The sequence below is a fragment of the Streptomyces sp. NPDC002779 genome (assembly GCF_042888685.1).
Classification (GTDB): Bacteria; Actinomycetota; Actinomycetes; order Streptomycetales; family Streptomycetaceae; genus Streptomyces.
This window is the reverse complement of record NZ_JBIAQC010000003.1, coordinates 660,442-673,984: the sequence shown is the minus strand read 5'-3', so window position 1 is coordinate 673,984 and position 13,543 is coordinate 660,442. Positions and strand designations below refer to the sequence as shown.

General features: G+C 70.9%; 13 protein-coding genes. 3 read left to right on the top strand and 10 right to left on the bottom strand.

Annotated features, from left to right (window positions below):
* Positions 1 to 247: hypothetical protein (locus ACFYW5_RS12990; RefSeq protein WP_389416990.1), on the top strand; the 247-nt coding region annotated here is incomplete at its 5' end.
* A gap of 420 nt (positions 248 to 667) precedes the next feature.
* Complete coding sequence (gene trpS / locus ACFYW5_RS12985; RefSeq protein WP_389416989.1) at positions 668 to 1,687, top strand: tryptophan--tRNA ligase; 1,020 nt, start codon at positions 668 to 670, stop codon at positions 1,685 to 1,687.
* A 42-nt stretch (positions 1,688 to 1,729) separates the two neighbouring features.
* On the opposite strand, the gene proC is transcribed toward trpS, so the two are convergent.
* From proC to ACFYW5_RS12955, 6 genes are all read right to left on the bottom strand, one after another.
* Positions 1,730 to 2,542, bottom strand: coding sequence for a pyrroline-5-carboxylate reductase (gene proC, locus ACFYW5_RS12980; protein ID WP_389416988.1), 813 nt, complete (start codon positions 2,540 to 2,542; stop codon positions 1,730 to 1,732).
* Positions 2,543 to 2,651: 109 nt separating this feature from the next.
* Positions 2,652 to 3,449 (bottom strand): ABC transporter permease, encoded by a 798-nt coding sequence (locus ACFYW5_RS12975; protein WP_389416987.1) that lies wholly within the window; start codon positions 3,447 to 3,449, stop codon positions 2,652 to 2,654.
* The gene (locus tag ACFYW5_RS12970) at positions 3,446 to 4,219 is read right to left on the bottom strand and encodes an ABC transporter ATP-binding protein (RefSeq protein WP_389416986.1); all 774 of its coding nucleotides are present in this window, start codon (positions 4,217 to 4,219) and stop codon (positions 3,446 to 3,448) included. The genes ACFYW5_RS12975 and ACFYW5_RS12970 overlap by 4 nt, the downstream gene beginning before the upstream one ends.
* Before the next feature lie 326 nt (positions 4,220 to 4,545).
* Positions 4,546 to 5,313: a class I SAM-dependent methyltransferase gene (locus ACFYW5_RS12965; RefSeq protein ID WP_389416985.1), complete on the bottom strand. Its 768-nt coding sequence runs from the start codon at positions 5,311 to 5,313 to the stop codon at positions 4,546 to 4,548.
* A 70-nt stretch (positions 5,314 to 5,383) separates the two neighbouring features.
* Complete coding sequence (locus ACFYW5_RS12960; protein ID WP_389416984.1) at positions 5,384 to 5,878, bottom strand: EamA/RhaT family transporter; 495 nt, start codon at positions 5,876 to 5,878, stop codon at positions 5,384 to 5,386.
* 121 nt (positions 5,879 to 5,999) lie between these two features.
* Positions 6,000 to 6,332 (bottom strand): SH3 domain-containing protein, encoded by a 333-nt coding sequence (locus ACFYW5_RS12955; RefSeq protein ID WP_389416983.1) that lies wholly within the window; start codon positions 6,330 to 6,332, stop codon positions 6,000 to 6,002.
* Positions 6,333 to 6,511: 179 nt separating this feature from the next.
* Between ACFYW5_RS12955 and ACFYW5_RS12950 the strand changes: the two genes are divergently transcribed.
* Entirely contained in the window at positions 6,512 to 8,695 is a 2,184-nt protein-coding gene (locus ACFYW5_RS12950; RefSeq protein WP_389416982.1) for a serine/threonine-protein kinase, read from the top strand.
* Between the two features lie 46 nt (positions 8,696 to 8,741).
* Here ACFYW5_RS12950 and ilvD read toward each other — a convergent pair whose 3' ends face one another.
* From ilvD to ACFYW5_RS12930, 4 genes are all read right to left on the bottom strand, one after another.
* Positions 8,742 to 10,595, bottom strand: a complete 1,854-nt coding sequence (gene ilvD / locus ACFYW5_RS12945) for a dihydroxy-acid dehydratase (protein WP_389416981.1) — start codon at positions 10,593 to 10,595, stop codon at positions 8,742 to 8,744.
* Positions 10,596 to 10,712: 117 nt separating this feature from the next.
* Positions 10,713 to 11,324, bottom strand: coding sequence for a TetR family transcriptional regulator (locus ACFYW5_RS12940; RefSeq protein WP_389416980.1), 612 nt, complete (start codon positions 11,322 to 11,324; stop codon positions 10,713 to 10,715).
* Positions 11,321 to 12,145 carry a sugar phosphate isomerase/epimerase family protein gene (locus ACFYW5_RS12935; protein WP_389416979.1) on the bottom strand — a complete coding sequence of 275 codons (825 nt, stop codon included), beginning with the start codon at positions 12,143 to 12,145 and terminating at the stop codon, positions 11,321 to 11,323. The genes ACFYW5_RS12940 and ACFYW5_RS12935 overlap by 4 nt, the downstream gene beginning before the upstream one ends.
* A gap of 437 nt (positions 12,146 to 12,582) precedes the next feature.
* The gene (locus ACFYW5_RS12930; RefSeq protein WP_389416978.1) at positions 12,583 to 13,515 is read right to left on the bottom strand and encodes a Ppx/GppA family phosphatase; all 933 of its coding nucleotides are present in this window, start codon (positions 13,513 to 13,515) and stop codon (positions 12,583 to 12,585) included.
* Positions 13,516 to 13,543: the final 28 nt, after the last annotated feature.

The window sequence follows — 13,543 nt, the reverse complement described above, 5'->3', positions numbered from 1 at the left end:
GTTGAGTTCTCAAGGAACGGTCGCTTCCTTTGTACTCACCCTCTCGGGCTTTCCTCCGGGCTTCCCTTCGGTCTTGCGTTTCCGACTCTATCAGATCCTTTTCCGATCCGATTTCCTCGGCGCTTTCCAGGTTTCCGCTTTCGCGTTTCCCTTTCCGGCGGTTCCGACTCTATCAGATCCTTTCGGGCCTGATTCCCAGTCAGCGGGATTTGTCTGCCCGGCCGTTGCGGGCCGTTCCGACGAGTGAGACTTTAGCGGATTCCCGGCTCCCGAAGCCAATCGGGGGCCGCGTCCTTTCGAACGTGGATTCCTCATTTCGCAAATACACATGCCAATGACACGACGGCAGACAGATCGACTGTGTCGAGTGTTGGTTGGGACTTGCGAAATGGCTGTCCGGGGACCGACCGGAGTCGGCGCTCACGTCGGACAACTCGGAGAACAGTACGGACCGCGCCGAGGAGTGTCAACTCGGCTCCGTATGGCCCCCTGGAGGCGTAGCCTGGCCTGCATGACAACGCGTACGTGCACCCAGCTGTGGTGGGCCGCCTGACGGCGGCCGTAGTCACGTATGCACGCAACGGCCGCCGCTTCGGCGGCCGTTCTTGTATCTCCCTCCAGAGGGTCGGCCGGCCGGGGGCGGCGGTCTCGACCAGGAGGTGGAGAGATGACGCGGGTCTTCAGCGGGGTCAAGCCGACCGGGCATCTGACGCTGGGGAACTACCTGGGAGCCATGCGGCGGTGGGCGGAGGTCGACCAGCACCGGGCCGACGCGCTGTTCTGCATCGTCGATCTGCATGCGCTCACCGTGGAGCACGATCCGGCGCGGGTGCGCCGACTGAGTCGGCAGGCGGCGACGCTGCTGCTCGCGTCCGGGCTCGATCCGGCGCTGTGCACCGTGTTCGTACAGAGTCATGTCGACGAGCACGCGCGACTGTCCTATGTACTGGAGTGCGTGGCCACCGACGGCGAGATGCGCCGGATGATCCAGTACAAGGAGAAGGCCGGGCGGGAACGGGAGCGCGGGGGGAGCGTGCGGCTGTCGCTGTTCACCTATCCGGTGCTGATGGCGGCGGACATCCTGGCGTACGGCAGTGACGAGGTGCCGGTCGGGGACGACCAGGCGCAGCACGTGGAGCTGACGCGGGATCTGGCGGTGCGGTTCAACCAGCGGTACGGGAACACCTTCGTGGTGCCGCGGGCCACGCATCCCGCGGTGGCGGCTCGGGTGATGAACCTGCAGGAGCCGACGTCGAAGATGGGCAAGAGCGATGACGTCGGGCCGGGCATCGTCTACCTGCTCGATGAGCCGGACGTGGTGCGGAAGAAGGTCATGCGGGCGGTCACCGACAGCGGCCGGGAGGTCGTGTACGACCGGGAGGGGCGGCCTGGCCCGGCGAATCTGCTGGAGATCCTCGCGGCGTGCACGGGTGGGAACCCCGAGGACCTGAGCGGTGTATATGAGTCGTATGGCGCTTTGAAGAAGGACACCGCGGAGGCCGTGGTGGAGGTTCTCAGGCCCGTGCAGGAGAGGCACAGGGAGCTGTGCGCTGATCCTGGCTATGTGGAGGGGGTGCTGCGGGATGGTGCGGAGAGGGCTCGGGCGATGGCGCGGCCGACCGTGGATGCCGCGTATCGGGCGATCGGACTGCTGCCCGCGGCCGCGGATATCGGGGTGACCTCTTAGGGCGGCGTGCTGGGCCGCCCCTGGGACAGGGGCGGCCGGGCGTCAGCTGTTGTTGCCGGAGGCCAGTTCGCGGCTGCGGTCGCGGGCGGCTTCGAGGGCGGCGATGAGGGCGGCCCGTACGCCATGATTCTCCAGCTCGCGGATGGCGTTGATGGTGGTGCCGGCCGGGGAGGTGACGTTCTCGCGCAGCTTCACGGGGTGCTCGCCGCTGTCGCGGAGCATCGTCGCGGCGCCGATCGCGGACTGGACGATCAGGTCGTGGGCCTTGTCGCGGGGCAGGCCGAGCAGGATGCCGGCGTCGGTCATGGCTTCGACCAGATAGAAGAAGTACGCCGGACCCGAGCCGGAGAGGGCGGTGCAGGCGTCCTGCTGGGACTCGGGGACGCGGAGCGTCTTGCCGACGGCGCCGAAGATCTCCTCGGTGTGGGTGAGGTGGTCCTCGGTGGCGTGGCTGCCGGCGGAGATGACGGACATGGCCTCGTCGACGAGGGCGGGGGTGTTCGTCATGACACGGACGACGGGGGTGCCCGCGGTGAGGCGGTCCTCGAAGAAGGAGGTGGGGATGCCCGCGGCTCCGCTGATGACCAGGCGGTCGGCGGGGACGTGGGGGGCGAGTTCGTCGAGGAGGGTGCCCATGTCCTGCGGCTTGACCGTGAGGATCAGGGTGTCGGCGGTCTTGGCGGCTTCCGGGTTGCTGACCGGGGTGACGCCGTAGCGGCTGCGGAGCTCCTCGGCTCGCTCCTGACGGCGGGCGGTGACCAGGAGGTCGGCCGGGCCCCAGCCTGCTCGGATCATTCCGCTGAGCAGGGCTTCGCCGATCTTGCCGGTGCCGAGGACTGCGACTTTCTGCGTCATGGCTGAGCGCCCTCCGGGGTTGCGTCGTCCGGTGTTCATCCTCCCATCGGGGGCTTGAGTGCGGGTGGGGTGTCCGGTGGGCGGGACGTCTCCGGGCGGTGCGGGCCGGCTATGCCGTGCGGCGTCGCAGGGTGGCGGCTCCGAGGGTGAGGACGAGGAGGGCGCAGCCCGCCACGACCAGGGCGTCGCGCACGAAGGCGCCCGTCATGTCGGTGTGCTTGAGGACTTCGTTCATGCCGTCGACGGCGTAGGACATGGGAAGGACGTTGGAGATGGCCTCCAGGACGGGGTGCATGTGGTCGCGGGGGGTGAACAGACCGCAGAGGAGGATCTGGGGGAAGATCACGGCCGGCATGAACTGGACGGCCTGGAACTCGGAGGCGGCGAAGGCCGAGACGAAGAGGCCGAGTGCGGTGCCCAGGAGGGCGTCGAGGAGCGCGACCAGCAGGAGCAGCCAGGGGCTGCCGGTGACGTCCAGACCGAGGCCCCACAGGGCGAGGGCGGTGGCGAGGACGGACTGGACGATCGCGACGGTGCCGAAGGCGAGGGCGTAGCCGGCGATCAGGTCACCCTTGCCGAGGGGCATGGCGAGGAGGCGTTCCAGGGTGCCGGAGGTGCGTTCGCGCAGGGTGGCGATGGAGGTGACCAGGAACATCGTGATCAGCGGGAAGATCCCGAGGAGGGAGGCGCCGATGTTGTCGAAGGTGCGGGGGTCGCCGTCGAAGACGTAGCGCAGCAAGAAGAGCATCACGCAGGGGACGAGGATCATCAGCGCGATGCTGCGGGGGTCGTGGCGGAGCTGGCGCAGGACCCGGCCGGCGGTGGCGGTGGTGCGGGAGAGGTTGAGGGCGCTGGTCGGGGCCGGGGTGACGGTAGCGGTGCCGGATGTGGGGGTGGTGGTGCTCATCGGGTGGTCTCTTTCTCGCGGGCGGCGGCCGCGACGGCCTCGTCCACCAGGTGCAGGAACGCCGCTTCGACGGTCTCGGAGTCGGTGCGGGTGCGCAGGGCGTCGGGGGTGTCGTCGGCGAGGATCTGGCCCTCGCGCATCAGGAGGAGGCGGTGGCAGCGCTCGGCCTCGTCCATGACGTGGGAGGAGATGAGCAGGGTCGCGCCGCGCTGGTCGGCGATGGTGTGGAAGAGGCTCCACAGGTCGCGGCGCAGGACGGGGTCGAGGCCGACGGTGGGTTCGTCGAGGACCAGGAGTTCGGGGGTGCCGAGGAGGGCGACCGCGAGGGAGACGCGGCTGCGCTGGCCGCCGGAGAGGTTGCCGGCGAGGGAGTCGGCGTGGCTGGTGAGGTCGATGTCGTCGATGGCCCGGGTGACGTTCTCGTGGCGCTGGTCGGCGGCGGCGTGGCCGGGGGTGAGGACCGCCGCGAAGTAGTCGAGGTTCTGGCGGACCGTCAGGTCGTCGTAGACGGAGGGGGCTTGGGTGACGTAGCCGATGCGGGTGCGCAGTGCGGGGTGGCCCGCGGGGTGGCCGAGGACGTCGAGGGTGCCGGTGACCTTGGCCTGGGTGCCGACGATCGAGCGCATGAGGGTGGACTTGCCGCAGCCGGAGGGGCCGAGGAGGCCGGTGATCTGGCCGCGCGGGACGGTGAAGTCGATGCCGCGCAGGACGGTGCGGGGGCCGCGGGCGACGGTGAGGCCGTCGGCGCGGACGGCGGGTGAGGTGTCCATGTGCGGGGGTGCTCCGGTGGGTGGCGAGTCGGGATGGATATTCATCATGTGCGGATTAACCCTCCGGCCGAGGGGTGCCGTCAAGGGGTGGGGCTCGATGGCCTGGGTGCGTGCAGGGGTGACCGGAGGCGGGCGGTCCGGTTTGTGCGCCTTCATGGGTGCCGGAGCATGACTGCGCCGCGGCCCTGGAGGGGTGGGCCGCGGCGCGGGAAGTCGGGTGGAGGGGGGCAGGTATCGAGGCGGCCAGGGACTCAGGTGTTGCGGGTGATCAGGGGTTCAGGTGTTGAGGATGATCAGGGACTCATGTGTTGCGGGTGATCAGGGACTCAGGTGTTCAGGGCGACCAGGAGGTCCACGTCGTAGCTCTCCTCGACGATGCCGTCGGGGAAGGTTTCCAGCAGGCGGGTCCGTTCCGCGGTGAGGAAGGTGGTGCTCGCCTTCTCGCCGTGGACCAGGAAGATCGAGTGGCTGCCGAGATTGGCCAGGTGGGTGTCGATCGGGATGCGGCGGCTCCAGCGGACCACGCGCCGGGCGAAGTCGACTTCGCCCTCGGGGTCGGCGGTGCGGGCGCTGGTGCCGTTCTTCTCCTCGATGGGGTCGATGCCGAAGTGGCTCTCGATGCGACGGGCCTGGGCGGCTATCCAGGGGATGTCGAGGACGTAGGTGTTCCACCACAGGGCGAGCGCGCCGCCCGGGCGCAGGACGCGCAGGGCCTCCGGGATCGAGTGCTCCGGGTCGGTCCAGTGCCAGGCCTGGGCGTAGGTGAGCAGGTCGGCGGAGGAGTCGGCCAGGGGGAGGGTGTCGCCGGTGCCGCGGACCAGCGGGATCGCGGGGTGGGCTCGGCGGAACTGGGCCGCCATGCCCTCGCCGGGTTCCACGGCGAGCACCTCGGCGCCGCGCGCGTGCAGGAGGGCCGTGGCGATGCCCGTACCGGCCCCGACGTCCACCACGCGCGCGCCGGTGAGGGGGCGGCCGGCCAGGTCCTCGACGGCGTCGAGGAGGGCGGGCGGGTAGGAGGGGCGGTTGGCGGCGTACTGGGCCGCGGCGGCGTTGAAGGAGTGGGCGCGGGTGGAGTGGGAAGAGGCTGCCGTCATACGGCCATGGTGGCGGGGTGAGGGGCGGCGGGGGTCTAGTTCTGGAGAGAGGGGTTCCCGCCGGTCGGTATCAGGACTTGCGGCGCTTCTTCGAGGGGTTGCCCGAGCGGCGCTTGGTGCGCTTCGCGTACTGCTCGCGGGCTGTCTCGTACTCCTCGCGGTGGAGCTTCTCGCCGGGGGCCTCGGTGAGGGAGCGGAAGAAGTAGGCGAGGAGGGAGCCGACGAAGCCGATGGCCAGCAGACCGCGCAGGGACGCCTGGCGTTCGGGGTCGGGGCGCTTGCGGAAGCTCTCCCAGGTGTGGCGGAAGGCGAGGGCGCTGCAGATCGCGAACATCACCGTCATGAGCATGCTGACCAGGCCCTCGACGGCGGCGATCTGCAAGCCCTCGTAGGCGAAGCGGAGGACCAGGCAGGCGCCGACCGCCGCGGCGAGGGAGCCGACGGCGACGCCGATACGGCGGACCCCGTAGCCGTCGCTGTGCTCGACCCAGGTCGTGCCGAAGAAGCGGATGGGTTCGGGGCGGGGGCCCGCGGCCGGGTCGGGGGTGCCGTTGTCGTCGCTCACGCGTCGATTATGGCTCCGGTCGGACGCGGGCCCCGCGCGGGTCGGCCGCAGGGCGCGGTCAGGCGGCCGGCGCTGCCGTCCTCACGGGCCGATCACCCGCGCGCCCTGCTCGGCAGTGGTGTCAGAGCGCGCAGCGCGGCCGGATGTAGCCGTCGCTGCCCGTGTTCACGTAGGTGTCCGAGACGAACTCACTGTCGGCGATGTTGTCCCAGATGTTCGACGTGCCGTACGGACCGCTCACGGTCGTGCCCGGCGTCTGGCAGAAGATCGGCACCTTGGCGCCCTCGGAGAGGACGCGGGTGACGGGATAGTTGGTGCCGGGCCCTCTGCGGACGTTCAGGCGGACGCCCGGGGCGACCGAGTAGTAGCGCAGCGATGTCGCCACCATGGTCGCGGCTTCCGTCTCCTCGGCGCTCTGTGCCTCGGGTATCTCTTCCATACGCTCGACAGACATGACAGTCCTCCCCCGTTGCTCCCCATGCTGGTCATGGGCCCCGTTGATTCCCCCGAATCACGCCGGGAAACACTCATACGAAATTCGCACAGAGAGGCTAGCAAGCCGCCTCTGTCTCGTACGCCTCATCGACTAGGCTCCCTGCGTCGCGCGCGCGGACGAACAGCACGGGGGGTCCCATGGCGCCACAGCGGAACGCCGGAGCGGGCGCGGAAGCGGAACTTCCCGATTACGCCGGTCACTACCGTCTTGAGTCATGTCTCGGCTCCGGCGGCATGGGCGTCGTGCATCTGGCCCGCAGCACCTCGGGGATGAAGCTCGCGGTGAAGGTGATCCATGCCGAGTTCGCCAGGGACCGGGAGTTCAGGGGGCGGTTCCGGCAGGAGATAGCCGCGGCCCGGCGGGTGAGCGGTGCCTTCACGGCGTCGGTCGTCGATGCGGATCCGGAGGCCGACCGGCCCTGGATGGCCACGCTGTTCATCCCGGGGCCGACGCTCTCCGATCATGTGAAGCGGAACGGTCCGATGACTCCGGAGCAGTTGCGGCGGCTGATGGCCGGCCTGGCGGAGGCGCTGCGGGACATCCATCGGGTCGGGGTCGTGCACCGGGATCTGAAACCGAGCAACGTGCTCCTCGCCGAGGACGGTCCGAAGGTCATCGACTTCGGCATCTCCCGGCCCAAGGACAGCGAACTGCGGACCGAGACCGGCAAGTTGATCGGCACACCGCCGTTCATGGCGCCCGAGCAGTTCCGGCGACCGCGGGAGGTCGGACCGGCAGCGGACATCTTCGCGCTGGGGTCGGTCATGGTGCACGCGGCGACGGGACAGGGGCCGTTCGACTCTGACAGCCCGTATGTGGTGGCCTACCAAGTCGTCCACGACGAGCCCGACTTGACCGGCGTACCGGAGAATCTCGGCCCGCTGATCCAGCGGTGTCTCGCCAAGGAGCCCGACGGCCGTCCCACACCCGACGAGCTGATGCGGGAACTGCGGTCGGTGGCCGCCTCGTACGACACCCAGGCCTTCATCCCCACCCAGCGCACCGGGGAGGACGCCCGGCGTTCCGGCGAGGACCCCCAGAGCTCCGGTGAAGGCCCGCTGCGTACCGGCGATGGCCCTCTGCGTACGGGCGAGGAGTCCGGGCCGGCCCGGCCCCGCCCCGCCGACGGGCCGGAGGCACCCCGCTCCGGCAGGTTCCGGGGCCGGCGAACGGCCTGGGCGGCCGCCGCCCTGGCGCTCGTCCTGGGCGGGGTGTTCACGACCGTGCGGCTGCTGGGCGACGGTGACCCGGCACCGGCGGGAAGCGCCACCCGGAACACCCCGGCCGCCTTCAGCCCGTGGGAAGCGGAGTCGGTGTCCGCGACGGCGTCCACGCCCCAGTGCTCGTACGGCGCGGGCAAGGTGCTCTGCGCGCAGTCCGGCGTGGTGTTCGCCCTCGACGCCTCGGACGGCCGGCTGCTGTGGCGGCACACCGCCCCCGGAACCTGGGCCGGTCCGCCTGTCGTCGCCGGCGGCCTCGTACAGCCCGGACTCGGCCTGAGCCGCAGCCTTCAGGCCCTCGACCCAGGCACGGGCAAGCCCCGATGGCAGCGGGACGTGCCCCCGTACAGCGGCCTGGCCATGGCGGGCGACAGTCTCCTGTTCACCGGCACCGACGGCACGGTCACCGGGGTGGACGCCGCGTCGGGCGAACAGCGGTGGAGCCACCGGGTGCCCGGTCACCGGACGCCCTACTTCGTCTCCTATCCCGGGGACCCGCTGGCCTACGCCGTGAGCCGGTCCGAGAACGGCGGGACCACGCAGGTCACCGCGGTGGACCCGGAATCCGGTGCCGTGCGGTGGGCGGAGCGGCTGGACGGCGCGCTGAACCCGGTCGGCACGGCCGACGGGTCCGTCTTCCTCACCTCGGTCGGCACCGTCTACGAGGACGCCAGGGAGGTGGTCCGCTACACGCCCGGCACCGGGGCCTCCCGGCGTGTGCCGCTGCCCGTAGCGATCCAGCAGGCGCACGGCACCGTGCGCGGGAACGTCGTCTACCTCCTGGGCAACGGCGGATCGCTCGTGGCCGTCGACATGGCCGCGGGCGAGCAGCGGTGGAGCCTGGAGACCGGGGTGAGCCGGGGCTCGACCCCGGTGGCCGACGACCGGCACGTGTACTTCACGGCCCCGGACGGCCGGCTGGTCGCCGTGGACGCCGACGGTGACGGGCTCGCCGGGCAGACGTCCCCTCGGCTCGGCAGGAGCGCGGACCAGGTCGCGGCCGGGCTGCCCGAGCCGCTGGTCGTCGGCGACCGCGTCTACTCCGCCGCCCCCGACGGCACCGTCTTCGCCGTGGACACCCGGCGCCCCGCCGACTGGTGACGAAAGGGCCGGCCGGAAACCCGGCCGGCCCCGCTCGATCGGTCCGTCAGCCCAGCTTGGTCACGTCCCGCACCGCGCCCTTGTCGGCGCTCGTCGCCATCGCGGCGTACGCGCGAAGGGCCGCCGAGACCTTGCGCTCGCGGTTCTTGGGCGCGTACATCCCGTTCAACGCCTGCTCGCGGCGCGCGAGTTCCGCGTCGTCGACGAGCAACTCGATCGTGCGGTTCGGGATGTCGATGCGGATGCGGTCGCCGTCCTCCACGAGCGCGATGGTGCCGCCGGCCGCCGCCTCCGGGGAGGCGTGCCCGATGGACAGGCCCGAGGTGCCGCCGGAGAAGCGGCCGTCGGTGACCAGGGCGCAGGCCTTTCCGAGGCCCCGGCCCTTGAGGTACGAGGTCGGGTAGAGCATCTCCTGCATGCCGGGCCCGCCCTTGGGGCCCTCGTAGCGGATGACGACGACGTCCCCCTCCTTGACCTGCTGGGTCAGGATCTTCTGGACGGCCTCCTCCTGCGACTCGCAGACGACCGCCGGGCCCTCGAAGGTCCAGATCGACTCGTCGACGCCGGCCGTCTTCACCACGCAGCCGTCGACCGCGAGGTTGCCGCGCAGCACCGCGAGGCCGCCGTCCTTGGAGTACGCGTGCTCGGCGCTGCGGATGCAGCCGCCCTCGGCGTCCTCGTCCAGCGCCTCCCAGCGCTCGGACTGGGAGAAGGCCTCGGCGGAGCGGACACAGCCGGGGGCCGCGTGCCACAGCTCCACCGCCTCCGCCGACGGAGAGCCGCCGCGGACGTCCCAGGTCTTCATCCAGTCCGCGAGGGACGGGCTGTGGACCGCGTGCACGTCCTCGTTCAGCAGGCCCGCGCGGTGCAGCTCGCCGAGCAGGGCGGGGATGCCGCCGGCGCGGTGCACGTCCTCCATGTAGTACGTGCGGTCCTTGGCGACGTTCGGGGCAACCTTCGCGAGGCAGGGCACGCGCCGCGAGACCTCGTTGATCTCCTCCAGGCCGAAGGGGACGCCCGCCTCCTGGGCCGCGGCCAGCAGGTGCAGGATCGTGTTGGTCGAGCCGCCCATGGCGATGTCCAGGGCCATGGCGTTCTCGAAGGCGGCGATGGTGGCGACGTTGCGGGGCAGGACCGTCTCGTCGTCCTGCTCGTAGTAGCGGCGGGTGATGTCCATGACCGTGCGGGCGGCGTCGACGTAGAGCCGCTTGCGCGCGGTGTGGGTGGCGAGGACCGAGCCGTTGCCGGGCAGGGAGAGGCCGATGGCCTCCGTCAGGCAGTTCATCGAGTTGGCGGTGAACATGCCGGAGCAGGAGCCGCAGGTCGGACAGGCGTTCTCCTCGATACGGAGGATGTCCTCGTCCGAGATCTTGTCGTTCACCGCGTCGGAGATCGCGTCGACCAGGTCGAGCGTACGGACCGTGCCGTCGACCAGCGTGGCGCGGCCGGACTCCATCGGGCCGCCGGAGACGAAGACCGTCGGGATGTTCAGGCGCAGGGCCGCGTTGAGCATGCCCGGGGTGATCTTGTCGCAGTTGGAGATGCAGACCATGGCGTCGGCGCAGTGGGCCTCGACCATGTACTCGACCGAGTCCGCGATCAGGTCGCGGGACGGCAGGCTGTAGAGCATGCCGCCGTGGCCCATCGCGATGCCGTCGTCCACCGCGATGGTGTTGAACTCGCGCGGGATGCCGCCCGCCTCACGGATCGCCTCGCTGACGATCCGGCCGACCGGCTGGAGGTGGGTGTGGCCCGGCACGAACTCGGTGAAGCTGTTGGCGACCGCGATGATCGGCTTACGGCCGATGTCCGCACCGGGTACACCGGAGGCGCGCATAAGGGCGCGGGCGCCCGCCATGTTGCGTCCGTGGGTGACTGTGCGGGACCTCAGCTCGGGCATCGTCGCTCGCTCCTTCAGACAGATAGGGCTGCTATTGAGCGTACGCCGGTCATCCACGGTCCGGACACGGTGTCCGGAATGCGGGATGTACGTCTCGGTCGGCGGCCGGTGTGGGCTTCAGGGGCTCGTCAGATGGCCCTGCACGACCGGTGCCAGCCTCGCGATGAGCCGCTCCGGGTCCGCGGAGGCGATCGGCTCGATCTTGATGACGTACCGCATCATGGCGATGCCGACGAGCTGGGCCGCGGCCAGGTCGGCGCGCAGTTCGGCGTCCGGGAGGTCGAGCTGTTCGGCGATGCGGCGCAGCAACTGGGCCGCGACCAGCTTGCGGAAGACGGCGGCCGCGCTGTCGTTGTTGACGGCCGAGCGGACGATCGCGAGCAGCGGAGCCCTGGTCACGGGGTTCTCCCAGAGCCCGAAGATCATCCGGGTCAGCCGCTCGCCGGCACTGTCGAGGGGGCCGTCGAGGACGATGTCGCGGGCCTGGAACGCGGGGGCGAAGGCGACCTCGACGGCCGCCTCGAAGATCTGTTCCTTGGTGCCGAAGTAGTGGTGCACCAGCGCGGAGTCGACACCGGCCGCCTTGGCGATGCCGCGCACGGACGTCTTCTCGTAACCCCGCTCGGAGAACTCCTCGCGGGCCACGGCCAGGATCCGGGCGCGGGTGTCGGCGGCTTCACTGCGGGTACGGCGGCCCCGGCCCCTGCGTGGTGCTGCGGTGTCGGTCACGGCCGGGGCACCCTCACCGCCGAGGCCAGATGGAGCCGGGTGAAGGCCAGCGCCTCGGCGAGGTCGGCCTCCCGCTCGGCCCCGGACATCGCCCGGCGGGTGTTGACCTCGATGACGACATGGCCGTCGAAACCGGTCCGGGCGAGACGTTCCAGCACCTCGGCACAGGGCTGGTCGCCGCGGCCGGGGACGAGGTGCTCGTCCTTCGCCGAACCCCGGCCGTCCGCGAGGTGGACATGGCCGAGCCGGTCGCCCATGCGGTCGATCATGTGGATCGCGTCGGTGCGGGCGGTCGAGGTGTGGCTGAGATCGATCGTGAAGTGACGGTAGTCGTCCTTGGTGACGTCCCAGTCGGGGGCGTACGCGAGCATCTCGCGGTCCCGGTAGCGCCAGGGATACATGTTCTCTACGGCGAACCGCACGTCCGTCTCGTTCGCCATGCGCCAGATTCCGGCCACGAAGTCGCGCGCGTACTGGCGCTGCCAGCGGAACGGCGGGTGCACGACGACTGTGCTCGCGCCCAGTTTCTCGGCCGCCGCCCGGGCGCGCTGGAGCTTGGTCCAGGGGTCCGTGGACCACACCCGCTGGGTGATGAGCAGACAGGGGGCGTGCACGGCGAGGATCGGGATGTGGTGGTAGTCACTGAGCCGGCGCAGTGCCTCGATGTCCTGGCTGACCGGGTCGGTCCACACCATGACCTCGACCCCGTCGTACCCGAGGCGCGCCGCGATCTCGAAGGCCGTCGCCGTCGACTCCGGATAGACCGAGGCCGTGGACAGCGCGACCTTCGCATCCGGGATGCGCACCACTGGTTCTGCCACGAGGGACAGGGTACGGGGACTCGCTCGGCACCGGGGAGCCGATGGCCGCGGGCGGGCGGTGAAGGAGCGGCAATCGGCCAGGTGGGGCGGGTTGGGCCCGTCGGGGTCGGGTGGGTGACGGTGGTGCGGGGTGGCGCACTTCACTGCGCGTGCGCGAGGCGCGCGGGTCACTGGGCATGCGCCAGGCGGTGCGGGTCACTGGGCATGCGCTGAGGCACGCGGGTCACTGCGGTGCGCTGAGGCGTGCGGGTCACTGCGGTGCGCTGAGGCACGCGGGTCACTGCGCATGCGCTGAGGCGCACGAGTCACTGCACGTGCGCGAGGCATGCGGGTCACTGCGCGTGCCCGAGGCGTGCGGGTCACTGCGCGTGCGCTGAGGCACGCGGGTCGGATTCCAGCGCCGGGGGCGCACCCGCCGTAGGAGCGCGGGCGCTGCCTCACACGGCCGGAAGGTGGTCCATCCTGCGCAGGATCACGCCCTCCCGCAGGGCCCAGGGGCAGATCTCCAGGGTTTCCACGCCGAACAGGTCCATCGCGGCCTCGGCGACCAGGGCGCCCGCGAGGATCTGACCCGCGCGGCCCTCGGAGACGCCGGGGAGCTCGGCACGCTGCGCCGTCGTCATGCCGGCGAGCCGGGGGACCCAGGCCTCCAGGGACTCGCGCTTCAGGTCGCGCTGGGCGTACGGGCCGTCGGCGGAGCGGGCGGCGCCGGCGATGCGGGCGAGCTGCTTGAAGGTCTTGGAGGTGGCGACGACATGGTCGGGCCGTCCGAAGCGGCTGAACTCACCGACCGTGCGCGCTATCTCGGTGCGGACATGCCGGCGCAGGGCGCGGATGTCCTCCGGGTCGGGCGGATCGCCGGGCAGCCACCCGGCGGTGAGCCGGCCCGCGCCGAGCGGCAGCGACACCGCGGTGTCCGGCTCCTCGTCGATGCCGTAGGCGATCTCCAGGGAGCCGCCGCCGATGTCCAGGACCAGCAGTTTCCCGGCCGACCAGCCGAACCAGCGGCGGACCGCGAGGAAGGTGAGCCGGGCCTCCTCGGCGCCGCTGAGGACCTGGAGCTCCACCCCGGTCTCGGCCTTCACGCGCGCGAGGACGTCATCGGCGTTGGTGGCCTCGCGCACCGCTGAGGTGGCGAACGGCAGTACGTTCTCCACGCCCTTGTCCTCGGCGGCCTGCAGCGCTTCCTTGACGACCGATATGAGTTTGTCGATCCCGTCGGACCCGATGGCCCCGCTCTCGTCGAGCAGCTGGGCCAGGCGCAGCTCCGCCTTGTGCGAGTGCGCGGGCAGCGGGCGCGCACCGGGGTGCGCGTCCACCACCAGCAGATGCACCGTGTTCGATCCCACGTCGAGGACACCGAGTCTCATGTACGGAACGCTACTGCCCGCCGGACCG